Source organism: Nonlabens antarcticus, from assembly GCF_015356755.1.
GTDB classification, from domain to species: Bacteria; Bacteroidota; Bacteroidia; order Flavobacteriales; family Flavobacteriaceae; genus Nonlabens; species Nonlabens antarcticus.
In genome coordinates this window covers 158597-180224 of the sequence record NZ_JADFCO010000065.1, presented here as the reverse complement: position 1 = coordinate 180224, position 21628 = coordinate 158597, and the positions used below count along the sequence as shown (strand labels likewise).

The window sequence follows — 21628 nt, the reverse complement described above, 5'->3', positions numbered from 1 at the left end:
AGACTGTCATTAACAAGTTTTCTAGTTTTTATTTAACGAGTAAGTTTTCATGCACAATATAAAAAGCTCCTTTCCTAGAAAAGGAAAGGTGCGCAAAGCAAACGCGAGCGGGTTTTGGTCAGAGGGGTTGTAATTCCACTAAACTTTGACCCTGATTTATAACTTTAAAAAAGTCTATTGGACCTTCAACCATTCCTGATTGCATCGCTGTGCACGGCGAGATCAATCTGTGTTTTTGCATTCCTCTCGCAAAAAGCACGTTGGACGTAAGTTTCTAGGCGAGGAGTCTTATTCTTATGTTGGTTATTTTGAGGTTCCGCAATTTTGATATCTAGGACAGGTCTTTTTTATAAATTCCCGTAATAACTTTCTACTCATATTTCCCCATCAACCCAAAATCAAATGGTGTCCAGAGTGCTGCTTTAAGTCCGCTTTCGCGAAAGCCGTTATTGATCCAACTGTTGCACGTATTGTGAAACGAATACCGACCAACCGCTTTGTAGAAATCGTCTCTTGAGCCGTATCCTTCATCAGGGAGAATTCTTTTAGTTCCCGCATCATCTAAGCGGAAGGAGTTCTGGATGTATTGGTTCAAATCGCTCAATTCGGTTTTAGATAATTTGACTTCTATCCAGTTATCGCCTGTGGATGAGTATCTGGTAATATGCATTAAGGTCGTATTATCCAGAAAAGCGGCATTAAATGCAGTGCTAAATGTCAGATCGCTCCATTCTGGCATATTGATATAAAAGTTTTCCTCACCCCAACCTACACTAAAATATCGATCATTCGGAGTTCTGTTCAGTCCTTCTAACAATTCATCTTCCATCAACTCAATAGGCAACACCACATCCAGATGCACCCCATTGCTGGATAGGTAAATGGTTTCATTATCGCTGTCACGTTGGGAATCGGTATTTACAGGGATGATGGATAAGATTAAGGAAACAAGAACATACAGCAGCGGTATGGCGATGATTCCTAGAAGAAGCTTTAAAGTAAATTTCAGGATTTTCATAGTGTTCTTTTTTTCCTATCTGTTCTCGACTGCAAACGAACGTAAAACGATTCAGTATTTTTTACTGTGAATGTTTATTCTAGTTGCATTTGATTGTGAAGAACCACCGTTATAGAACTAGCGTTGTCCACCTGAATTATGGATACAGTCATGTTATCAAACGGGTTGTCATAAGCTTTGGATATCGCCTTCGCGAGAGTCCTATGGCAATTTATGACATACTTGACACAGATTGCCCGATGAATTTTCCGGTACATATTTCATTGTTTAAACATAAGGAATGCTGCTATATTAATCTAGGTTTGAAGAAAACACATAATTTTAAAGGGTCTATTTTCATAAACGCGCCATCAGTTCGTTTTAGCGCAACTGGTTATCGATTATTTATTTTAAGTATCTTTACATTTCAAATTTGGCAATGAGGTCTGCCCTTAACCGTTCCATCTGGAGCTAATGACTTCTACCGTTAATGGTTCATACCACTGTAGAATCACGCATTAAAGGTACTATGACAAAATTGAGACTTCAAAAATTCCTGTTCTCCTTCGAACAGATTCCTTCTTTACTATATCTTTTAAAATGGATTTTAATCTGTGTAATCCTCGGCGGTATCGTGGGAAGTGTTTCTGCATTTTTCCTGTTAAGTTTAGAATGGGCAACCTCCTGGAGGGAATCTCATTTATGGATTATAGCGCTGTTACCTATAGGAGGTTTTATAATAGGTTTATCCTATCATTTATATGGAAATAGCGTTGTAAAAGGAAATAACCTATTGTTAGAAGAACTCCATTCCCCTAAAAAGATAATTCCTTTTAGAATGGCGCCTCTAGTTCTTTTTGGTACTGTATTGACCCATTTTTTTGGAGGCTCTGCTGGTCGGGAGGGAACTGCGGTTCAAATAGGTGGAGCTATTGCTGACCGATTTACCAAAATTTTAAATCTCTCAAAACGAGACCGGCAGATTGTATTAATAGCGGGAATAAGCGCTGGTTTTGCTTCTGTATTTGGAACGCCTATCGCCGGAGCAATTTTTGCGCTGGAGGTACTGATTCTTGGTAGAATTAGATTAGATGCTATTGTTCCGAGTTTTATGGCAGCAGTGCTGGCAGATTATTTTTGTAGGCTTTGGGGTATTTCCCATACTCAATATACGATAAGTAATGTGGCAGATATGACAGCTATAAACCTTTTATGGTGCCTGCTTGCAGGTATTATTTTTGGTCTTGTAGCCATGCTCTTTTCAAAATCCACCCATTTTTGGACGCATCTTTTTGGAAAAATTATAAAATATTCTCCTTTGCGACCGGCTATCGGCGGCGTGGTTTTAGCGCTTGCCATATATTTTATGGGAACCACTAAATACATAGGACTTGGAATTCCAACGATTGTAGATGCGTTTCAGGTAAATCTTAATTCTTATGATTTTATTTTCAAATTACTGTTCACCTCCTTTACATTAGGAGCTGGATTTAAAGGAGGAGAAGTAACTCCGTTATTTTTTATAGGGGCAGCCTTAGGAAATGTTCTAATTTGGTTTATACCGTTACCTATGGGGTTATTAGCCGGGATGGGTTTCGTAGCTGTTTTTGCAGGTGCAACAAATACTCCCATAGCTTGTACAATTATGGGAATAGAGCTTTTTGGAATTGAGTCAGGTGTTTTTATTGGGTTAGCCTGTTGCACGGCATACTTATTTTCTGGTCATTCAGGAGTCTATTCTTCTCAAATCATAGGTAGTCCCAAGCACAATTTATTTCTACGGGAAAAAGGATTGCCGCTATCCTCCGTCAAAAATAAAAGATCTAAAAAATGAAAAACTTAATTACGATACGTATTTATTTTGAGTACGGTCAGAAGGTAAATGGCCTATCCTTTTGGAAAAAAATTTATTCCTCAGATTTCACAACGGAGCTGATCAAAAGAGCCAAGGTTTCAAACTTGCATCAAGTACTGCATCTAAATGTAAACAAGGGATATTTAGCTAATCAAACCATCCATTGGGGAACTAGTGAAATCAAACATTTCAAACATCCACACCTTATCGAAATCACTGATTCAGAACTCAAAATCAATAAATTTATTGACGAGCAAAAGGATTTGTTACAGAACACTCAGATCTTGATCGTAAAGAATGAGATTATAATCAGGGAAGTATAGCTTACTAAAAACCCTTTCCTAAGATAGGATCCGTTCAAAATAAAATAAAAAGATAAAAGAAACCTACTTCAAATTCCCACTCAACAACCAGGCGTTTTCATTGCCTAATTTACGCAAGCGGTATAATTCATTGATGGCATCATTGCGCTCCACAAAACTGCCGAAGGCTACATTGTGCAAACCGTACTTGTTAACGCCTATGCGTTCTGCCGCATAACCTTGTTCCTTGAGTTGGGCAACTTTCTTATCGGCATTTATAGGATCGCGGAAGGCTCCTGCGACAACATGGAAATTCTTTATAATAGGGGCAACTTCCATAGTGACGCTAGGCAGCGGTGTGGAAATCAAAAAGCTTGCTTCTTGTACTTTTGTTTTGAATTGCTCGTCAGCCATTTGTTCGATGGCAATACCATCTTTAAAGGCCTGCGTTTGATAGCTGTCCAGTCCTGCGTAAGATCCAGCAACTAAAATAGCAACTGCGGCTGCGACACGAACCCATGCAGCACTTTTAGTTTTAGGAGTTTCCAGCTGGATAACTGGCGTTTCTTCTACCTCTTTTTCTACTATTGGTTGCGCTACTGGTGTACGGTTGATCGCATAAGATTCCTGCTTTGTAAGACCGAATGCTTCTGGCAAATAATTTACCAGATACATAGGTGTAAATGTGAGGGTGTTTTCTGACGACCTTGTAAAACGTCCCACTTTGTGGATGGTAATATCGCCATTTTCATCAATTTCTTGATCTAGAAAGCGTACGTAATCACGTATTCCTTGCATAGCATCTTCATATGGAATTTGCTCTACGGTAGAAATATAATTAACCAGCAACCCGTCGTTCTGTTGTATTTGCTCATTAAAGCTGAGTCCTTTTTTAGGAGGATATAACGTATGTGTGGTCGCAAAATGCTGTGCTGGAACACGACGCGTTATAAACGCACCAAAACCAGGAATTACAACGCACTCATGGCGATATAACAATTCTGAGATGTAGCTGGATAGTTGCATAATACAAACATAAATATTTTGGTAAAACGACAGGCCGCACTTGTGTAATAGTTATTAAGAATCGCGATGTTTTTAGGTTTGTTGCTGGTTTTCAATGCCACAGGCTTCATATGTTTTTCGCTTTCGCGAAAGCGAAACCCGCACAATAACACGGGCATATTATGAAAAGATCGTAACTGCGATGGCAATATCCGCATTTTTCCTATTCTACAGAAAACCAAATAAGCGCTGTTTATTGATGGATAAAAAGTTTGATATCGAGCAGCAGCAACGCACACAGAAGTAGAGAATAACGTAAATTTGCACTCTTATTTTAAGTTGAAAACAATGCTGGAGAAGGTTAAGGAATATATAGGAAAAGTGAAGTCATTTGAGGCAACTACTGCTGATGCTGTGGAGCAATTCCGTATTGATTATTTAGGAACAAAAGGATTGTTGAAGGAACTTTTCTCTGCGTTTAAGGAAGTGCCTAATGACCAGAAAAAAGAATTTGGTCAGGCAATTAACGAGTTGAAACAACTTGCTACAGATAAAGTACAGCAGTTGAAGGAGCAACTAGAATCAAAGCACGAGGAGGCTGGCGTTTTAGGAGACTTGACCAGAACAGGCTATCCTATGAATGTGGGATCAAGACACCCCATATCTTTAGTAAAAAACCAAATTATAGAAGTTTTCTCCCGCATAGGATTTAACGTGAGTGAGGGTCCAGAAATTGAAGATGACTGGCATAATTTTACAGCACTCAACCTGCCAGAACATCACCCGGCTCGTGACATGCAGGATACATTTTTTATCCAGACTGATCCAGACGTTTTGTTACGTACTCATACTTCTAGCGTACAGGTGCGCTACATGGAAGACAACAAACCACCCATTAGAACCATATCACCCGGCCGCGTTTTCCGTAATGAGGCAATAAGTTCCAGAGCGCACTGTATCTTCCATCAGGTAGAAGGTTTATACATTGATAAGGATGTGAGCTTTGCAGATTTGAAGCAGACGTTGCTTTATTTCACACAGGAAATGTTCGGTAAATCAAAGATCCGTTTGCGACCTTCTTATTTTCCGTTTACAGAACCTAGTGCTGAGGTTGATATTTACTGGGGTCTAGAAACTGAAACCGATTATCGCATTACTAAAGGTACCGGCTGGCTAGAGATTATGGGTTGTGGAATGGTGGACCCAGCAGTTCTAAAAAATTGTGGAATTGATCCAGAGGAGTACAGCGGTTTTGCTTTTGGTATGGGAATCGAGCGCATAGCTATGTTGCTATATCAAATTGGGGACATTCGTATGTTTTTTGAAAACGATGTACGATTCTTGAAACAATTTTCCAGCGCCCTTTAATGATCATAGAGAAACTCATATTTGTCTACAATGCAAAGGCTGGAAAGATAAATGCAGCGCTGGATAGCGCGCACAAAATCTTGAGTCCATCCACTTATGAGTGCAAGCTTTGCGATTTGACATTTGATGTATTTAAAGAGAATGAAGAATGGGGACGCTTTCGCGAAAGCGTAACAACCACAACCTCTGTGCAACAATTAGAGTTCTTGCACCGGGATGAATTTGAAAAACAATACAAATCAAAATGGCTTCCTAAATACGATTACCCAGTAATTTTAACCGCAACAGAAAACGGTCTCGAAATTTTTATGAATTCCGTTGCAATGAAGCAGATAAACACCACAACAGACTTAATAAACAATATCAATTCTAAAATTAAACTATTATGAAATACGTTTGGGCATTTGTCATATTTATCATCCTGATCATAGGCGGGATTATTTCTCTTATTGGAGACTTGTTAGAATTTGCTTTTGGGGTAGCATTGACTGGTATCGGCTTAATAGCTTTGATAGGTCTTTGGATTTACATAAAGGTCAAGAACTAGATTGAAAAAGGATATTGTTATACCTGTTGTTAAAGGGGTTCATCTAGCCGTTGTAAAAGAATGGAATGCAGATTTTTCATCTCATGACTGGATGATCTATTTAATCAATGATTTAGAGCAACCTATTGAATCTGTTATGATCATGAGTCGTGGAAAGCATGAGGATGGTCGTAAAACGTCAACATTCAGACATGCATTTAAGGTGGTCCTACCTAAAAGCTCCATGAAAGTAGAACTCATTATGGAAAATGTTTTCCCTTTCATGAACGAATTTGTGCTTACCTATTTTTTAGGATCAACGTTATATGATAAAACTTTTATGTCACCGCCACATTCTATAACCGATTCAAATCTGATAGATTTACCGGTTATGGAATCTCAAGGCATTCTATTAAGCTGATCTGTTTTTCCTAAAACTTCCCAATTGTATTTCTTTCTCGTTAATTCCTGGTTAAAACCTGTCAGTTAGATCCTGTAACTTATACTAAAATGATCTAACAGACGTACTGTACGTCATAACCCTAAAAACCCTAATTATGAATTACAAAAGAATTTTGAGCATTGCGCTCGTAGGATCAGCTTTATTAGTAGGTCAATCAACATTTGCCCAAGATGGAAAAATGAAGAAAGACAAAATGACTAAAACTGAAAAGCCTATGCAGGAAAAAACAGTGATGGTAGGCGGAGCAGAAATGTACCCTTCAAAAAATATCATTGAAAATGCTGTCAATTCAAAAGCTCATACAACATTAGTAGCAGCAGTTAAAGCTGCTGGATTAGTTGAAACACTTTCTGGAACAGGACCATTTACGGTTTTTGCGCCTACAAATGCAGCCTTTGAGAAGCTACCTGAAGGAACGGTAGAAACATTGTTGATGACAGAGAACAAGCCTATGCTTGCTGGTATTTTGACATATCACGTAATTGCTGGAAAAGTAAATGCAGCTGATGTTTTAGCCTTAATTGAGCAAAACGATGGTAGAGCTAGCGTTGCAACAGTCGCTGGCGGTATGTTGACTTTCTTTACAGAAGACGGTGATGTTTACGTAGAAGATGAAAATGGAAACACTGCAATGGTAACTATTGCAGATGTTAACCAGTCAAACGGTGTAATCCATGTTATTGACTCGGTATTGCTACCTAAGAAGTAATCAGATTCCCCTAATCTGAAAAATCCCCAAACTCGGAAAGTTCGAGTTTGGGGATTTTATTTTTTGATTGCTCTTATCTATACAGTAAACCTGGCGTCTGTTTCCATAACAGTACCGCACACATTGCAAGTACGTAAATCTTCGCTAGCATAGAATTCCTTAAATCTTGGAAGGAAGTCCGTTTCAATATCATTTAATTTAAAATAGGTCTCGTGCAACTTATTGTTGCAGTTATCGCAGTACCAGAGCAAACCATCAACCGCATCCTCACTCAAACGCTTGCGCTCTACTACTAATCCTATAGAATTTTCATGCCTCACGGGAGAATGGGGAACTTTACCAGGGTGCAGATACATATCACCCGGTCCTAATTCCATTTTACGTTTCTCTCCATTATCCTGAACATAGATTTCAATGTTTCCTTCCAGTTGGTAAAACAACTCTTCCGTTTCATTATAGTGGTAGTCTTTACGGGCGTTAGGCCCAGCAACGATCATTACAATATAATCGCCGGCATCCTTATACAGGTTTTTATTTCCTACCGGTGGCTTTAGACTTTCACGATTTTCTTCAACCCATTTGTTAAGATTGAACGGTGCTTTTATGGACATGGTTTTTTTTCTTTGAGCGTTCTTTTCAAAGGTCGCAAATAATATTTATCTAAAACTCATTTTTAACCTATTGTCGGTCGCTAGTAGCACATAGGTCTGTCCACCCGTTATCTTTCTTCCTTTAGCGCAATGTTCTTTCTACTTTTCCCGTAAATTGGGGTCAAATTCAACCACCATGAAAAAATTTCTATTCCTAGCTGCTTTATTAGTAATGATTTCCTGTCAGGATAAAAAGACAGAAATGACCGAGACTCCCATTACAAATGAACCAATCCAAACTAGCGAATTTGCCATCGTTATTCACGGCGGCGCAGGAACTATATTAAAGGAAAATATGACTCCAGAGCTGGAGAAGGAATACAATGATAAACTGGCCGAGGCTATAAAAAAAGGTCATGAGATTCTCAAGAATGGTGGTAGCAGCATGGATGCGGTAGAAGCAACCATACGCGTTATGGAAGACTCTCCATTATTCAACAGTGGTAAAGGCGCGGTTTTTACCCACGACGGTGTGAATTCGTTAGATGCCAGTTTCATGGATGGTGAGACCTTGAACGCTGGTGCGGTTGCTGGTGTGACGACTGTAAAAAATCCTATTTCTTTAGCTCGTAAAGTAATGACCGACTCAGAGCACGTGCTATTGAGTGGTGATGGGGCAGACGCTTTCGCGAAAGCGTTACAAGATCCCAACATCGAGATCGTATCAAACAGCTATTTCTACACAGAAAATAGGTTTAAAGGATTGCAGCGAGTGCTGGAAAAAGAAGCTGAAATGGAGGCTGAAAAGCAAGCTAGCGAACCGCAAAAAACTGCGTTACGCAAATTAGAACTTAAAGATCCTTATTTCAACGATTCTAAATACGGTACAGTAGGCTGCGTCGCACTCGATAAAAATGGAAATATCGCCGCAGGAACTAGTACCGGAGGCATGACTAATAAAAAGTACGGGCGTATAGGTGATGCACCTATTATAGGTAGCGGGACGTATGCAAATAACATTACTTGCGGTGTGAGTAGTACAGGCCACGGTGAGTACTTTATAAGAGCGCAAGTTGCCTATGATATAAGCGCACTCATGGAATACAGTGGGATGACTTTAAAGGAAGCTACAAATAAAGTAATCCAAGATAAGTTAGTAAAATTAGGCGGTACGGGAGGCGTGGTTGCCCTAGATCACTACGGTAATGTGTCAATGGACTTCAACACTCCAGGAATGTACCGCGCCATGATGAATGATAAGGATGAGCTGGTAGTTGGGATGTATAAGGAGTAGGTATCTAAGTAAGTTTTATTCAATTTACACGATTAAATTTCTAACACGATTAATATGAGTGCGTATAAAATGCACCAGCTGTATTGAACGCAGCGCCTAAATTGACCAAAATATTATATAGAAAAATCTTATTAGTTTATGAAAATTATTTCCTACAACGTTAACGGTATACGCGCCGCAATGAAAAAGGACTTTATAGAATGGCTTACCGCTGCAGATCCAGATGTTTTGTGCTTGCAGGAAATCAAGGCGATGGAAGATCAAATTGATACCGAAGCCTTTAAAGAAGCAGGATACGAATATCAATATTACTTTAGCGCCCAGAAAAAAGGTTACTCAGGAACCGCTATAATTTCTAAAACCAAACCAAATCATGTAGAATATGGTACGGGAATAGAAACTATGGACAATGAGGGCCGCAACCTGCGCGCCGACTTTGACGGTTTGTCCGTGATGAGTATGTATTTACCGAGTGGAACAAATGATGCGAGACTGGATTTTAAGTTTCAATACATGGATGAATTCCTAGACTACATCACAGATCTAAGAAAAGAAATACCGAATCTCATTGTTTGTGGGGATTATAACATTTGTCATAAAGCTATTGATATTCATGATCCTATTCGCCTGAAAAATACTTCAGGTTTTCTACCGGAAGAGCGCGCCTGGTTTGATCGATTGGTAGAAAGTGGTTTTGTGGATACGTTCAGGATGTTCAGTGATGCACCAGATCAATACTCTTGGTGGAGCTATCGTGGTGGTTCTAGAGCCCGCAATAAAGGATGGAGATTAGATTATCATATGGTGACGCCTCAATTGGTTGATCGTGTTAAACGATCTGTAATTTTAAGCAACGCTGTTCATAGTGATCACTGTCCGGTGTTGATTGAGATGGAATAAATTTCAATCCTTAATCAATTGAACAACTGATTCATGCGCAAAACCCGCCACATCATCAGCTATTCTCAGATGATACCAATCGCCGACATTTCCTAAAATAGTCAAGGTATCATTTTGAATATTCTTAATCAGAGTTGCAGATGCATTGGGCTGTATCCTAAGGTTTGAACCGGATCCAGATCCTATTACAAATCTCGCTAAGGGTAACTTAGCACTGTTTTCAGGAATGGAAATTTGCCAGATATACGGTTTGGGATCAACGGCGCCGCCAGCTCTATAAATTCCAAAATGTAAATGTGGCGGTGTAGTTCTTGCATTTCCTGTGTTCCCTACCAAGCCTATGGTGTCTCCGCGAGAAACTCGCTGACCAGAAGTAACGAGCTGAGAGTCTAGATGCGCATAATAGTGACTGGAAGCTGTCAATTGATCTTGCAGCCAGATTTGCTTTCCGCCTAAGCCTTTATTGCGCACAGAGCTAATTATGCCATCTGCAGCGGCAACAACTGGATGACCACGATCTGCAAATATATCGTTGCCTTCATGATTCCTGCGACCTCCATCCCGGGCAACGCCCCAGAATGATTTGATAGCGCTATTGTTTTTTCCTGCAAGAGGAAACCCTAAAATGGGTTGCTTGTAGATCTTAAAAGAGGTGCTATCTGTTTGCTCGAGAAATGATTGAGCAATGAGTCTGATGCGACGCTGCTTATTGTTGGAAACCTCTAGGATTAGGGAACTGTCTGTTGCTGTTGCGGTTTGAAGTAGTTTGCCGGATAGATCATAGGCCTCTAAAATCCAAGAAGGTTTAATGGTGTCTGTGGTAATGTATGCGAGTAGGCTTTCGCCTTGAGCGATATCAACAACATAACCGGCTGTAAAGGGTCTTGAAGTTGAGGTAATGATATGCTCACTATATGAGTCGCTACTTTCAACGCTATCAATTAGAGCAATCGCTGTCAACTCATTCCAGCGAACCAGCTGTGCAGGGGATTTTTTAAGCGCGCGTTCATACTGTACTCGCACGGACGGTTGGGTGATAAAATCAAAATATTCTGGTTTGTAAAAATAGGTAAGGATGACTCCTGCAACCGCTAGGATGACAAGAATGGACACTATATTTTTACGTAAGATCTGCACGTGTTATTGTTGATTAATAAGCGCTTCAAGTATAGGTTGCAGTCTTTCATCATCAGTTCCCAGGGCATAATCATCAATTAATTTACCGCTACGATCATAGATCATATAGCGAGGTATTGCTTGAATTTTATGCGTTTGATAAAAGGTAGCTTCAGGAAAATTACGCGTTATATAATTATGCTTTAACGTCGTAATTTTTAAATGATTCTGAAAAGGATCCATCGCGGCCTCGGTGCTTATGTTGAGAATTATAAATTCTGTAGAATCCATTGATTTTTCTAAGGCCTCTGTGGCACGCATGATCTCTTTAGGAACGAAGCTGTGAAAAAAATTAAGGTAGATGATTTTGCCTTTATTTTCATCAATCAATTCAGTTAGAGTATAATAGGTGTCGTCACCATCTGTTAAATGAACAACTTCGTTTGAAGATGTATCAACATCTGCATATTTCAGAGGTTTTTGTGGTTCCTGTTTACAAGAAACGAATAGGATTATGGCACTTAAAAAAATTAGATTTTTCATGGCTTAAGAGAATAAAAATTTAACAAGTTCCTCAATTTTGGAAACGGTATGGACGTTAATCCCTTTATTTTTTGGAGCTGACTTTGATGGGGCGATAAACACTTTTTCAAAGCCCAGTTTTTCTGCCTCGTTCACACGCTGTTCCATACGGCTCACTGGCCTTATCTCACCGCCCAAACCTACTTCTGCACTAAAACAATGCTGGGAGGAGATCTCAATATCAAAATTAGACGATAAAATAGCAACCACTACCGCAAGATCTATCGCTGGATCGTCGACGTTGATACCGCCGGTAATATTAAGGAATACATCTTTTTGACCTAGTTTGAAACCGGCACGTTTTTCTAAAATGGCTAGAATCATGTTGAGCCGTTTTAAATTGTAACCCGTGGCACTGCGTTGCGGTGTACCATAAACCGCGGTGCTTACCAGTGCTTGTACTTCAATAATCAGCGGTCTCATTCCCTCCATTGTGGCAGCGATCGCGGTACCGCTCAAATTTGTACCTCGCTGGGAAATTAGTAGCTCACTAGGATTTGTAACTTCTCTCAGCCCATAACCCAACATCTCATAAATCCCAATCTCTTGTGTAGAACCAAAGCGGTTTTTGAGGGCGCGCAGGATTCTGTAGGTGTGGTTTCTATCGCCCTCAAACTGGAGAACGGTATCTACCATATGTTCCAGAACCTTAGGTCCTGCTATGTTGCCATCCTTAGTGATGTGACCTATTAAAACGACTGGTGTATTCGTCTCCTTGGCAAACTTTATAAGCTCGCTGGTGCATTCCCTGATCTGGGAAACGCTGCCTGCGGTGCTTTCTATGTGATCAGTTTGAAGGGTTTGAATGGAGTCGATGATCAATGCTTGAGGTTGGTTTTCTCCTATCTGGCGAAATATATTTTGGGTTTTGGTTTCTGTCAGAATGTAGCAGTTTTCTGCTCCTTTTTTAATTCTTTCTGCCCGCATTTTGATTTGCTGGGCACTTTCTTCCCCAGAGACATAGAGCGTTTTAAAGGGTAGATTCAAACACAATTGCAATAGCAAAGTTGATTTCCCAATTCCTGGCTCACCGCCTAAAAGCGTCACAGATCCAGGTACTAACCCGCCACCTAGTACTCGGTTGAATTCGGCATTTGTGGTGTCCATTCTGGGACTTTCGGTAGCATCGATTTGAGAGATTCGTTGTGGTGTTTGAATTCGCTTTCGCGAAAGCGAACTCGGCTCATCAGCCGCTTGTTCCCAACTGGGTGCCGCTTTTTTCTCCACCACTTCTTCCACGAGCGTGTTCCATTCCTTGCAGGTGGTGCATTGTCCTTGCCAGCGAGAATGCTGTGCGCCGCAATTTTGACAGAAGAAAGTGGTTTTTACTTTGGCCATGGTTACTTTTTTGGAAAGATAAAAATTAAGAGGGGTAACTCGTACAAATATAATAGACGTTTGAAAGCATTTACATATTTAAAAAGTGCACTTCCCTTATCCTAAATTCTTTTCTTGGGAAAATAGTTTCCTTCCTTTGGAAAGGGTTAATTGTGAATTTATTTTCTTAACGAAAACAACAGGAAACAAATCAGTCCAAAAACGAGGACAAGTGCCGTTTGAGACAACCAGACAATCCACCCAAAAGCAGTTCCCACCACCGCTCCATAACCGAATAGCAGCAATACCTGACTGATCAAATAGGGATATGCTCCAAAACCACCGTTTGTAAAAGCCACCGCAAAACTTCCTGCCACAAAAGCGCTGAGAACAGCGCTGAGCGGCATAGAATCGGTATCAGGGATCGCAAAAATGCACACGTAAAACATGGCAAGATACATTCCCCAGATAAAAAGGGTATGTGCCAAGTAAAGCCATTTTTGCTTCATAGTCCAGATGGTGGTAAAGCCATCCTTGATGCCCAGAAGGAAATTGCGAACTTTTTGTATCAGGTTCATTTTTTTGAGAAGAAAAATCCCCAAAACAGCGATGATTAGAAAAACGCCTGTATACATTGCAATTTTGATAGGGTTCGCTTTCGCGAAAGCGGAATCTAAACCAGTCTTGAAGAAGTCAAGAATCTCAGTACTCGCCGTCAATAGTGCGGTGGTGGTAATCGCAAGTAGAATAATAAAGTCCAGAACGCGCTCTGCAATAATGGTTCCCAGGCCTTGATCCACTGGGATATCGTCCGTACGATTCACGATCACGGCGCGGGTAACTTCTCCACTGCGCGGGATGATCAGATTCATCGCATAACCAGAACCGATGGCGATGATATTATTAAGAAAAGTGGGCTTTTTACCCAGTGCAGCCAGCATGTAATTCCACCGCCAGGCGCGGGAAAGATGGCTGAGCATCGCAAAAAACAATCCCAGCAAAATCCATGAGTAGTCAGCATCCCGAAGGTAGGATTTGATTTCCTCAAGTTGCGCGGGCGTGAACTGGTTATAAGAAATAAGAATCAAAAAACCACCCAACAGTAAAGGCAGGAGGACTTTAAGTATTTTAAGCAATGCTTTTTTCAAGCCTTAGGTAAGTGTGTTGTCCTTCTCGTTGGGAAAAAGAAGGCTGGGCTTGAAACTGCGTGCTTCCTCAAGGGTCATTTGTGCATAGCAGATCAAAATGAGCACATCACCCACGGCAACTAAACGTGCTGCGGCGCCATTGAGTGTAATCTCACCGCTACCTCGCGGACCGGGAATAGCATAGGTTTCCAGGCGGTTGCCATTATTGTTATTGACAATTTGAACTTTTTCACCTTCTACAATATTTGCACCATCCATAAGATCTTCATCTATGGTGATACTACCTATATAGTTAAGGTCTGCTCCAGTTACCTTAACGCGGTGAATCTTGGATTTTACAACGGTGATTAACATGCGGCAAAGATACAATTTGTGGTTGTTAAAGAAAACCTCTAATCCAGCAGAATATTGTCTATCAATCGCACGCCTTCCAGATGCACTACGATGAAGCCTCTGTAGGTATATGAGGGATTTTTTTCTGTTGCAGTTTGGAGGGAATTCTCGTCTGCTATGGTAAAATATTCCAACGTAAATTCTGAAACACTTTTGATCTGATCAGTTACAAAGTTCAAAGTTTCGGGAACAGTATGGGTTTTGAAAGAGGTTTTGGCTTTTTGAAGTATCTGATAAATTTGTGCCGCTTTCTCTAGACCATCACGGCTAAGTCGCGCGTTGCGAGAACTCATGGCAAGACCGCTTTTTTCACGGTGAATGGGACAACCTATAATTTTGATATCTAGATTTAATGAAGTGACCAGTTTTTTAATGATTTGTAATTGTTGGAAATCCTTCTCACCAAAGTAGGCGTTATCGGGTTGAACAACTTTAAATAAAAATTGGAGAACGGTTCCCACGCCGTTGAAATGGCCAGGACGTTTTTCTCCTTCCATGACATTTTCAAGTCCGTCAAAGTTATAAGTTTTTGAAGCGGTGTTGTGGCCATAAACATCCTCTACGGTTGGGGCGTAAACTAAAAACCGATCAGAATCCAAACGAGATTTCATCAACTCTAGATCTTGCTCAAGAATGCGCGGGTATTTATCTAAATCTTCCGGATTATTGAATTGGGTAGGATTTACAAAAATGGAAACTATCAGAAAATCGTTGTCTGATAGAGCGCGATCCATGAGTGCAATGTGTCCATCATGCAACGCTCCCATTGTGGGGACAAAACCTATAGATTTAGATGCATCCAACTGATTTTCAATGTGGTTCCTTAAATATTTGTGAGATTCAAACAGCATGATGAAGTTGGGTAAAGGCCTACAAACATAAGGTTTACAAGTGAATGTGCAAGAAAATGTGTATTTTTGCAGGCTGCTAGAAGAAAGGCGAGAAAAAACAGTCTATGAAGGAAAAAAGAGTATTATACGTATCCTCAGAAGTTATTCCCTATTTACCAGAAACCGAAGCATCATCCATGTCTTATTTCGCTCCAAAAATGGTTAACGACCGTGGTGGACAGATAAGAATATTTATGCCACGTTTTGGAAACATAAACGAACGTCGCCATCAATTGCATGAGGTGATACGATTAAGTGGTATGAATATGGTCATCAATGATCTTGACATGCCTTTAATAATAAAAGTTGCCTCCATACCTAAAGAGCGTATGCAGGTTTATTTTATTGACAATGAAGATTATTTCAAACGAAAGGCTACTCTTACAGATGAGAATGGTGATATGTTTGAGGACAATGACGAGCGGGCTATATTTTTTGCAAAGGGCGTTATTGAAACCGTAAAGAAATTGAACTGGGCTCCAGATATCATACACGTTCACGGATGGATGGCAAGCTTATTGCCTTTATACTTGCGTAATTATTATGGGAATGACCCATTATTTGAAGATAGTAAGATTGTTACATCTGTATACAATCAATCCTTTCCAGGAACGTTAGATGAGGAAATGTATGAAAAACTGCAGTTCGATGCATTAGACGATAGTGTGATTAGTTCATTTAAAGAACCATCCTATTTAAACCTTATGAAGAGTGCGGTAGTCTACAGTGATGGAATCATAAAAGGTAGTGAGTCTTTAGATTCAGAACTAGAAAGTTTTATCGATGAACAAGACAAGCCAGTTCTAGAATATCAATCACCAGAAGATTTTGCTGATGCCTACGAGGGGTTTTATCTTTCTGATATCCTTAACGAAAAAGAAGAAGCATAGGAATGAAGAATTTATTGAAGTATGGAACGATGGTTATGGCCATCGTTTTTGTTCTAATTAGTTGTGATACAGATCCCAATGAATTAGGTGGCGATTTCTTAGGAATCGATATTGATGGTACTATATCTGAGCAGGATTTTGATGTGAAAGCTTTCAGCGCTCCTGTTAATGCCGTGCAGACTAATAATTTTAGATCTGTACAGCTGGGTACTTATTCAGACCCATTATATGGCAAAACAACTTATGACTTTGTATCTCAACTAAGCCTGAGTAGAACCGGAATAAACTTTAGTGAAAACCCAGAGTTCAAGAGTGTTATTCTCTCTATTCCTTATTATTCTAGACCACAAGGAGTCGTTAGTGAGAAAACAACTTATGTGCTGGATTCGGTCTATGGCGATCAATCCATTGATATTCAGATTTTCAGAAATAAGTATTTTCTGAATAGTTTTGATATTAATGATGTGGAACAATCGGCAGCTTATTATTCAGATTTAGGAGAGGTGATCAACACAAGCAAGGGAGCCGCTATAGAGTTCCTTACAGGAACGCCAGGTAATGAGACATCGAGCTCCACATTGAAGAATTTTATTCCCAGTCCACTTGAAATAGAAATAAATCAAACAGTAGATGGTGTTACTTCAGTTCGTGAAAGGTTGTCACCAAGATTGAGATTGAACTTGGCTCCAGATTTCTGGAAAAGCCTATTGGTAGGTGCTGATGGAATGCTTAATTTTTCTAGTGACAGTGATTTTCAAAATGCATTTAGAGGTTTATACTTTAAGGTTGTCGGTGCTAGAGGTGATGGTAACTTTGCTCATTTAAATCTAAATGGGGCTAGCATTACCATAAATTACGTGTCAAAATTCATTGATGTAAATGATACTGACGGTGATGGTGACATTACGGAAGAAATAGAGGTCGACTCTTCGTTTGATTTAAACATTACTGGAAATCGTGCCGTTCTTTTAGATCAAAATATCCCTGCAAATGTTCAAAATGACATTGATGACTCTTTTGACCCTGTAAACGGGTCCAGTAAATTATATTTAAAAGGAGGGCCAGGAGCTATGACTTTTATCGATCTGTTCGGACCGGATAATGATAATGATGGTGAGGCAGATGCTTTGACAGATTTGATCTCTAAAAATGTTCTGATCAACGAAGCAAATATCGAATTTTACGTCGATCAAAGCGTTGTTCCAGGAGGTGATTCTGAACCAGAACGTATCTTGATATATGATTATGTGACAAGAAGCCTTCTAGCAGATTTTGATATTTCTCCAAACGGAGCATCTTCTAACTTCAATCATTTGGGAAGATTAGAACGAAATAGTTCAACTGGAAAAGGAGAGAAATATAAAATCAAATTGACTGGTCATATTACACAGATTATCAATGGCGATCTTGACAATAACAGATTAGCTCTGGTGGTATCTCAAAATGTAGGTATTTTAGGATTTTCAAAAGTAAAAAATCAAACTCTACCTCTTGAGATAAAAGAAATACCAGTTAGCGCAGGAATCTCACATGAAGGGACCGTACTCCACGGTAACTTATCTAACAACCCTGCAAAGCGACTGAAGTTAAAAATATTTTATACTGAAACGAACTAAGAATTAAACAGTATGTGTGGAATTGTAGGCTATATAGGAAAGCGCGATGCTTATCCTATCGTTCTTAACGGTTTAAAACGATTAGAGTACCGCGGCTATGACAGTGCAGGAATTGCGCTTTATGATGGTGATAATCTAACAGTTTGTAAGACAAAAGGTAAAGTTGCAGATCTTGAAACCAAGATGCAAAATGAATCATCCATTATTGGAAATATCGGCATTGGGCATACCAGATGGGCAACTCACGGTGTTCCTAATGATGTTAACTCTCACCCACATTATTCTAATAGTGGGAATCTTGTTATTATCCACAATGGTATCATTGAAAATTATGATCCATTAAAAAAAGAATTGATCAAGCGCGGCTACACCTTCAAATCTGATACGGATACTGAAGTTCTTGTAAATCTAATTGAAGATGTGCAGATTCAGCAGAATGTAAAGCTAGGTAAAGCGGTGCAAATAGCTCTTAACCAAACTATAGGTGCTTATGCAATTGCTGTTTTTGATAAAAATAAACCGGACGAGATAGTAGTAGCACGATTAGGCTCTCCTCTTGCTATAGGCGTTGGTGATGATGAATTTTTCATCGCTTCTGATGCAAGTCCGTTTTTAGAATTTACTAAGAATGCGATTTACCTTGAAGATGGTGAAATGGCAGTAATACGCACACACAAGGAAATTAAGATTAGAAAGATTCATGACGACTCTTTAGTGGATCCTTATATTCAGGAGCTTCAGATGAATCTTGAAGAGATAGAAAAAGGTGGTTATGATCACTTTATGTTGAAGGAAATATATGAACAACCACAAGCAATAAGAGATACATTTAGAGGCCGTATGTTACCAGATCAAGGTTTGATCAAAATGGCAGGTATCGACGATCATATCGACAAATTTATCAATGCAAAGCGCATTGTAATTGTTGCCTGTGGTACCAGCTGGCACGCTGGTCTCGTGGCAGAATACATTATTGAAGAGCTTGCAAGAGTTCCTGTGGAAGTAGAATATGCTTCTGAATTTAGATATAGAAACCCAGTTATTGATAAGGACGATGTTATAATTGCTATTTCCCAAAGTGGTGAAACAGCAGATACCATGGCTGCTATTAAACTGGCTAAAGAAAACGGTGCTTTTGTATTCGGTGTTTGTAACGTTGTGGGAAGTTCTATTTCTCGTGAGACTCATGCCGGAGCATATACTCACGCTGGACCTGAAATAGGTGTGGCATCTACTAAGGCTTTCACTACCCAGATTACTGTACTGACTTTAATAGCTTTGCAAATTGCTAAAAAGAAAGGTAAGATATCCACTAGTGAATTTCATAAATACCTTGTAGAGTTGGAGAGCATTCCCAACAAAGTTAAAAAGGCGCTGAAATCTAACGATCTGATTGAACAAGTTGCTCATGCCTATAAAGACTCAAAAAATTGTCTATACCTAGGACGAGGATTTAATTTCCCAGTTGCTTTAGAAGGAGCCTTGAAATTAAAAGAAATTAGTTACATCCACGCAGAGGGTTATCCAGCTGCTGAAATGAAGCATGGCCCCATTGCATTGATCGACTCTCAAATGCCCGTTGTTGTTATTGCTACAAAGAAGGGTCATTATGAGAAAGTCGTGAGTAATATTCAAGAAATCAAATCCCGCGAAGGCAAGATAATCGGCATCGTTACAGAAGGAGATGTTGACGTGCGCGACCTTGCAGATCACGTGATAGAAGTTCCTGATACATTAGAATGCCTAACTCCATTATTGACGACTATTCCGTTGCAATTGTTATCCTATCATATAGCGATTGCCCTAGGTAGAAACGTTGACCAGCCTCGTAACTTGGCAAAGTCGGTTACTGTGGAGTAGTCTTGATCCTATTAAATTATGTGAAGCCCTATTATTGATATAGGGCTTTTGCATGTTCTGAAAGTTTGCTTTATGAGTTGTGGGATCTTTATCGATTCCGCTTTCGCGAAAGCGGAATATGTTCAACATTCATAACAAATGAACAGGATCCAACTCGCTGGTAAAAAAGTAAAAAATCACATATTTAAATAAAAGGGAATACAGTATCTTTGCGCCACTGAAAAAAGGCTTTTTGAGCTGTATCCTTTTAAGTTTTAAACCATTATAGAATGTCTCAGATTACAGGTAAAGTTTCACAAATTATAGGTCCAGTTGTGGACGTTAAATTTGATAGCACGCAAGGTGTACTTCCCAACATTTATGATTCTCTAGAAATCGAATTGAAAGGAAATAAATTAGTTCTTGAAGTGCAGTCACACATTGGGGAAAGTACCGTTCGTACGATTTCCATGGATTCCACAGACGGATTGAGTAGAGGGACTGCGGTAGTTGCTACTGGAAACCCTATCAAAATGCCTATAGGTGATGATGTATATGGTCGTCTTTTTAATGTAATAGGTGATGCGATTGACGGTTTAGGAAATCTTCCGAAAACTGGAGAGAATGGACTTTCCATTCACAGATCAGCTCCTGCATTTGAAGACCTTTCTACATCTACTGAAGTTCTTTTTACAGGTATTAAGGTAATTGACTTGATCGAGCCTTATGCAAAAGGTGGAAAAATCGGACTGTTCGGTGGTGCTGGAGTTGGTAAAACAGTTTTGATTCAGGAACTGATTAACAATATTGCAAAAGGACACGGTGGACTTTCCGTTTTTGCGGGAGTTGGCGAGCGTACTCGTGAAGGAAATGACCTTCTACGGGAAATGTTAGAATCCGGAATTATAAAATACGGAGATGCATTCATGCACTCCATGGAAGAAGGCGGTTGGGATTTGAAGTCCGTTGATAAAGAAGTAATGAAAGAGTCTAAAGCGACCTTCGTTTTTGGACAAATGAATGAGCCACCAGGAGCACGTGCTCGTGTTGCTTTATCTGGTTTAACGATCGCAGAATATTTCCGTGATGGTGGAGCAGATGGACAAGGAAAAGATGTATTGTTCTTTGTGGATAACATCTTCCGCTTTACACAAGCTGGTTCTGAGGTATCTGCACTTCTGGGACGTATGCCATCTGCGGTAGGGTATCAACCTACACTTGCAACTGAAATGGGTGCGATGCAAGAACGTATCACATCGACTAAAAAAGGATCTATTACATCTGTACAAGCGGTTTACGTACCTGCAGATGACTTGACAGATCCAGCACCGGCAACAACGTTTGCCCACCTGGATGCTACAACAGTATTGTCTCGTAAGATTGCAGAGCTAGGTATTTACCCAGCGGTAGATCCACTGGATTCTACATCACGTATTCTTACGGCAGACATATTAGGAAAAGAACACTACGATTGCGCACAACGAGTTAAAGAGTTGTTGCAACGCTATAAAGAACTACAGGATATTATCGCAATTCTAGGAATGGAAGAGCTTTCTGAGGACGACAAACGTGCGGTTTACCGTGCTCGTAAAGTACAACGTTTCCTTTCACAGCCTTTCCACGTGGCAGAGCAGTTTACGGGACTTAAAGGAGTTCTTGTAGATATCAAGGATACCATTAAAGGATTCAACATGATAATGGATGGTGAGCTTGACAAACTTCCAGAAAGCGCCTTTAACCTCAAAGGGAATATTGAAGATGTTATTGAGGCTGGTGAGAAAATGATGGTAGAAGCTTAATCGAGCAAACCTCGAAAAATCACAAAAAA

At 39.8% G+C, this 21628-nt stretch carries 23 protein-coding genes and 1 riboswitch; of the genes, 13 read left to right on the top strand and 10 right to left on the bottom strand.

The features are described 5' to 3' along the window. Positions 1 to 370: 370 nt before the first annotated feature. Together IQ282_RS08880 and IQ282_RS08875 are read right to left on the bottom strand one after the other, a co-directional pair. On the bottom strand, positions 371 to 1018 hold the full coding sequence (locus IQ282_RS08880; RefSeq protein ID WP_194851508.1) for a DUF2459 domain-containing protein: 648 nt from the start codon (positions 1016 to 1018) through the stop codon (positions 371 to 373). A gap of 74 nt (positions 1019 to 1092) precedes the next feature. Further along, positions 1093 to 1275: a hypothetical protein gene (locus IQ282_RS08875; RefSeq protein WP_194851507.1), complete on the bottom strand. Its 183-nt coding sequence runs from the start codon at positions 1273 to 1275 to the stop codon at positions 1093 to 1095. A 148-nt stretch (positions 1276 to 1423) separates the two neighbouring features. Then, a riboswitch (Fluoride riboswitch) is annotated at positions 1424 to 1488 on the top strand. 38 nt (positions 1489 to 1526) lie between these two features. Here IQ282_RS08875 and IQ282_RS08870 point away from each other — a divergent pair. Then, complete coding sequence (locus IQ282_RS08870) at positions 1527 to 2831, top strand: voltage-gated chloride channel family protein (RefSeq protein WP_194851506.1); 1305 nt, start codon at positions 1527 to 1529, stop codon at positions 2829 to 2831. Continuing rightward, positions 2828 to 3175 carry a DUF190 domain-containing protein gene (locus tag IQ282_RS08865; RefSeq protein ID WP_194851505.1) on the top strand — a complete coding sequence of 116 codons (348 nt, stop codon included), beginning with the start codon at positions 2828 to 2830 and terminating at the stop codon, positions 3173 to 3175. The genes IQ282_RS08870 and IQ282_RS08865 overlap by 4 nt, the downstream gene beginning before the upstream one ends. A gap of 63 nt (positions 3176 to 3238) precedes the next feature. On the opposite strand, the gene IQ282_RS08860 is transcribed toward IQ282_RS08865, so the two are convergent. Then, positions 3239 to 4180 (bottom strand): HU domain-containing protein, encoded by a 942-nt coding sequence (locus IQ282_RS08860; RefSeq protein ID WP_194851504.1) that lies wholly within the window; start codon positions 4178 to 4180, stop codon positions 3239 to 3241. Between the two features lie 327 nt (positions 4181 to 4507). Between IQ282_RS08860 and pheS the strand changes: the two genes are divergently transcribed. From pheS to IQ282_RS08835, 5 genes are all read left to right on the top strand, one after another. Beyond that, positions 4508 to 5527: a phenylalanine--tRNA ligase subunit alpha gene (pheS, locus tag IQ282_RS08855; protein ID WP_194851503.1), complete on the top strand. Its 1020-nt coding sequence runs from the start codon at positions 4508 to 4510 to the stop codon at positions 5525 to 5527. Next, positions 5527 to 5916 carry a GTPase gene (locus tag IQ282_RS08850; protein WP_228547279.1) on the top strand — a complete coding sequence of 130 codons (390 nt, stop codon included), beginning with the start codon at positions 5527 to 5529 and terminating at the stop codon, positions 5914 to 5916. The genes pheS and IQ282_RS08850 overlap by 1 nt, the downstream gene beginning before the upstream one ends. Then, positions 5913 to 6074 carry a hypothetical protein gene (locus IQ282_RS08845; protein ID WP_194851502.1) on the top strand — a complete coding sequence of 54 codons (162 nt, stop codon included), beginning with the start codon at positions 5913 to 5915 and terminating at the stop codon, positions 6072 to 6074. Before IQ282_RS08850 ends, IQ282_RS08845 begins: the two co-directional genes overlap by 4 nt. Before the next feature lies 1 nt (position 6075). Continuing rightward, complete coding sequence (locus IQ282_RS08840) at positions 6076 to 6474, top strand: hypothetical protein (protein WP_194851501.1); 399 nt, start codon at positions 6076 to 6078, stop codon at positions 6472 to 6474. A 136-nt stretch (positions 6475 to 6610) separates the two neighbouring features. Further along, a complete protein-coding gene (locus tag IQ282_RS08835; RefSeq protein ID WP_194851500.1) occupies positions 6611 to 7225 on the top strand; it encodes a fasciclin domain-containing protein in 615 nt (204 codons plus the stop codon). A 77-nt stretch (positions 7226 to 7302) separates the two neighbouring features. Here the strand turns inward: IQ282_RS08835 and IQ282_RS08830 are convergent, their stop codons facing one another. After that, entirely contained in the window at positions 7303 to 7836 is a 534-nt protein-coding gene (locus IQ282_RS08830) for a 3-hydroxyanthranilate 3,4-dioxygenase (protein ID WP_194851499.1), read from the bottom strand. A 175-nt stretch (positions 7837 to 8011) separates the two neighbouring features. Between IQ282_RS08830 and IQ282_RS08825 the strand changes: the two genes are divergently transcribed. Continuing rightward, the gene (locus IQ282_RS08825; RefSeq protein WP_194851498.1) at positions 8012 to 9109 is read left to right on the top strand and encodes an isoaspartyl peptidase/L-asparaginase family protein; all 1098 of its coding nucleotides are present in this window, start codon (positions 8012 to 8014) and stop codon (positions 9107 to 9109) included. Between the two features lie 138 nt (positions 9110 to 9247). Beyond that, entirely contained in the window at positions 9248 to 10009 is a 762-nt protein-coding gene (locus IQ282_RS08820) for an exodeoxyribonuclease III (protein WP_194851497.1), read from the top strand. A gap of 3 nt (positions 10010 to 10012) precedes the next feature. On the opposite strand, the gene IQ282_RS08815 is transcribed toward IQ282_RS08820, so the two are convergent. From IQ282_RS08815 to panC, 6 genes are all read right to left on the bottom strand, one after another. After that, a complete protein-coding gene (locus IQ282_RS08815) occupies positions 10013 to 11146 on the bottom strand; it encodes a M23 family metallopeptidase (RefSeq protein ID WP_194851496.1) in 1134 nt (377 codons plus the stop codon). Between the two features lie 3 nt (positions 11147 to 11149). Continuing rightward, positions 11150 to 11668 carry a TlpA family protein disulfide reductase gene (locus IQ282_RS08810; protein ID WP_194851495.1) on the bottom strand — a complete coding sequence of 173 codons (519 nt, stop codon included), beginning with the start codon at positions 11666 to 11668 and terminating at the stop codon, positions 11150 to 11152. Positions 11669 to 11671: 3 nt separating this feature from the next. Continuing rightward, the gene (radA, locus tag IQ282_RS08805; RefSeq protein ID WP_194851494.1) at positions 11672 to 13045 is read right to left on the bottom strand and encodes a DNA repair protein RadA; all 1374 of its coding nucleotides are present in this window, start codon (positions 13043 to 13045) and stop codon (positions 11672 to 11674) included. A 158-nt stretch (positions 13046 to 13203) separates the two neighbouring features. Next, a complete protein-coding gene (locus IQ282_RS08800) occupies positions 13204 to 14172 on the bottom strand; it encodes a lysylphosphatidylglycerol synthase transmembrane domain-containing protein (RefSeq protein WP_194851493.1) in 969 nt (322 codons plus the stop codon). A 3-nt stretch (positions 14173 to 14175) separates the two neighbouring features. Continuing rightward, positions 14176 to 14526: an aspartate 1-decarboxylase gene (gene panD, locus IQ282_RS08795; protein WP_194851492.1), complete on the bottom strand. Its 351-nt coding sequence runs from the start codon at positions 14524 to 14526 to the stop codon at positions 14176 to 14178. A gap of 38 nt (positions 14527 to 14564) precedes the next feature. Continuing rightward, a complete protein-coding gene (gene panC, locus IQ282_RS08790; RefSeq protein ID WP_394355202.1) occupies positions 14565 to 15419 on the bottom strand; it encodes a pantoate--beta-alanine ligase in 855 nt (284 codons plus the stop codon). Between the two features lie 101 nt (positions 15420 to 15520). Between panC and IQ282_RS08785 the strand changes: the two genes are divergently transcribed. The 4 genes from IQ282_RS08785 to atpD all read left to right on the top strand — a co-directional run bounded on the left by IQ282_RS08785 (position 15521) and on the right by atpD (position 21599). After that, a complete protein-coding gene (locus IQ282_RS08785; RefSeq protein WP_194851490.1) occupies positions 15521 to 16345 on the top strand; it encodes a glycogen/starch synthase in 825 nt (274 codons plus the stop codon). A 2-nt stretch (positions 16346 to 16347) separates the two neighbouring features. Then, positions 16348 to 17961 carry a DUF4270 domain-containing protein gene (locus tag IQ282_RS08780; RefSeq protein ID WP_194851489.1) on the top strand — a complete coding sequence of 538 codons (1614 nt, stop codon included), beginning with the start codon at positions 16348 to 16350 and terminating at the stop codon, positions 17959 to 17961. A gap of 12 nt (positions 17962 to 17973) precedes the next feature. Further along, positions 17974 to 19821, top strand: a complete 1848-nt coding sequence (glmS, locus tag IQ282_RS08775) for a glutamine--fructose-6-phosphate transaminase (isomerizing) (RefSeq protein WP_194851488.1) — start codon at positions 17974 to 17976, stop codon at positions 19819 to 19821. 269 nt (positions 19822 to 20090) lie between these two features. After that, positions 20091 to 21599, top strand: a complete 1509-nt coding sequence (gene atpD / locus IQ282_RS08770; protein ID WP_194851487.1) for a F0F1 ATP synthase subunit beta — start codon at positions 20091 to 20093, stop codon at positions 21597 to 21599. Positions 21600 to 21628: the final 29 nt, after the last annotated feature.

Coding starts and splice junctions, on each gene's coding strand:
- IQ282_RS08880 (WP_194851508.1), bottom strand. CDS start 1,018: ATGAAAATCCTGAAATTTACTTTAAAGCTTCTTCTAGGAATCATCGCC.
- IQ282_RS08875 (WP_194851507.1), bottom strand. CDS start 1,275: ATGTACCGGAAAATTCATCGGGCAATCTGTGTCAAGTATGTCATAAAT.
- IQ282_RS08870 (WP_194851506.1), top strand. CDS start 1,527: ATGACAAAATTGAGACTTCAAAAATTCCTGTTCTCCTTCGAACAGATT.
- IQ282_RS08865 (WP_194851505.1), top strand. CDS start 2,828: ATGAAAAACTTAATTACGATACGTATTTATTTTGAGTACGGTCAGAAG.
- IQ282_RS08860 (WP_194851504.1), bottom strand. CDS start 4,180: ATGCAACTATCCAGCTACATCTCAGAATTGTTATATCGCCATGAGTGC.
- pheS (WP_194851503.1), top strand. CDS start 4,508: ATGCTGGAGAAGGTTAAGGAATATATAGGAAAAGTGAAGTCATTTGAG.
- IQ282_RS08850 (WP_228547279.1), top strand. CDS start 5,527: ATGATCATAGAGAAACTCATATTTGTCTACAATGCAAAGGCTGGAAAG.
- IQ282_RS08845 (WP_194851502.1), top strand. CDS start 5,913: ATGAAATACGTTTGGGCATTTGTCATATTTATCATCCTGATCATAGGC.
- IQ282_RS08835 (WP_194851500.1), top strand. CDS start 6,611: ATGAATTACAAAAGAATTTTGAGCATTGCGCTCGTAGGATCAGCTTTA.
- IQ282_RS08830 (WP_194851499.1), bottom strand. CDS start 7,836: ATGTCCATAAAAGCACCGTTCAATCTTAACAAATGGGTTGAAGAAAAT.
- IQ282_RS08825 (WP_194851498.1), top strand. CDS start 8,012: ATGAAAAAATTTCTATTCCTAGCTGCTTTATTAGTAATGATTTCCTGT.
- IQ282_RS08820 (WP_194851497.1), top strand. CDS start 9,248: ATGAAAATTATTTCCTACAACGTTAACGGTATACGCGCCGCAATGAAA.
- IQ282_RS08810 (WP_194851495.1), bottom strand. CDS start 11,668: ATGAAAAATCTAATTTTTTTAAGTGCCATAATCCTATTCGTTTCTTGT.
- radA (WP_194851494.1), bottom strand. CDS start 13,045: ATGGCCAAAGTAAAAACCACTTTCTTCTGTCAAAATTGCGGCGCACAG.
- panD (WP_194851492.1), bottom strand. CDS start 14,526: ATGTTAATCACCGTTGTAAAATCCAAGATTCACCGCGTTAAGGTAACT.
- IQ282_RS08785 (WP_194851490.1), top strand. CDS start 15,521: ATGAAGGAAAAAAGAGTATTATACGTATCCTCAGAAGTTATTCCCTAT.
- IQ282_RS08780 (WP_194851489.1), top strand. CDS start 16,348: ATGAAGAATTTATTGAAGTATGGAACGATGGTTATGGCCATCGTTTTT.
- glmS (WP_194851488.1), top strand. CDS start 17,974: ATGTGTGGAATTGTAGGCTATATAGGAAAGCGCGATGCTTATCCTATC.
- atpD (WP_194851487.1), top strand. CDS start 20,091: ATGTCTCAGATTACAGGTAAAGTTTCACAAATTATAGGTCCAGTTGTG.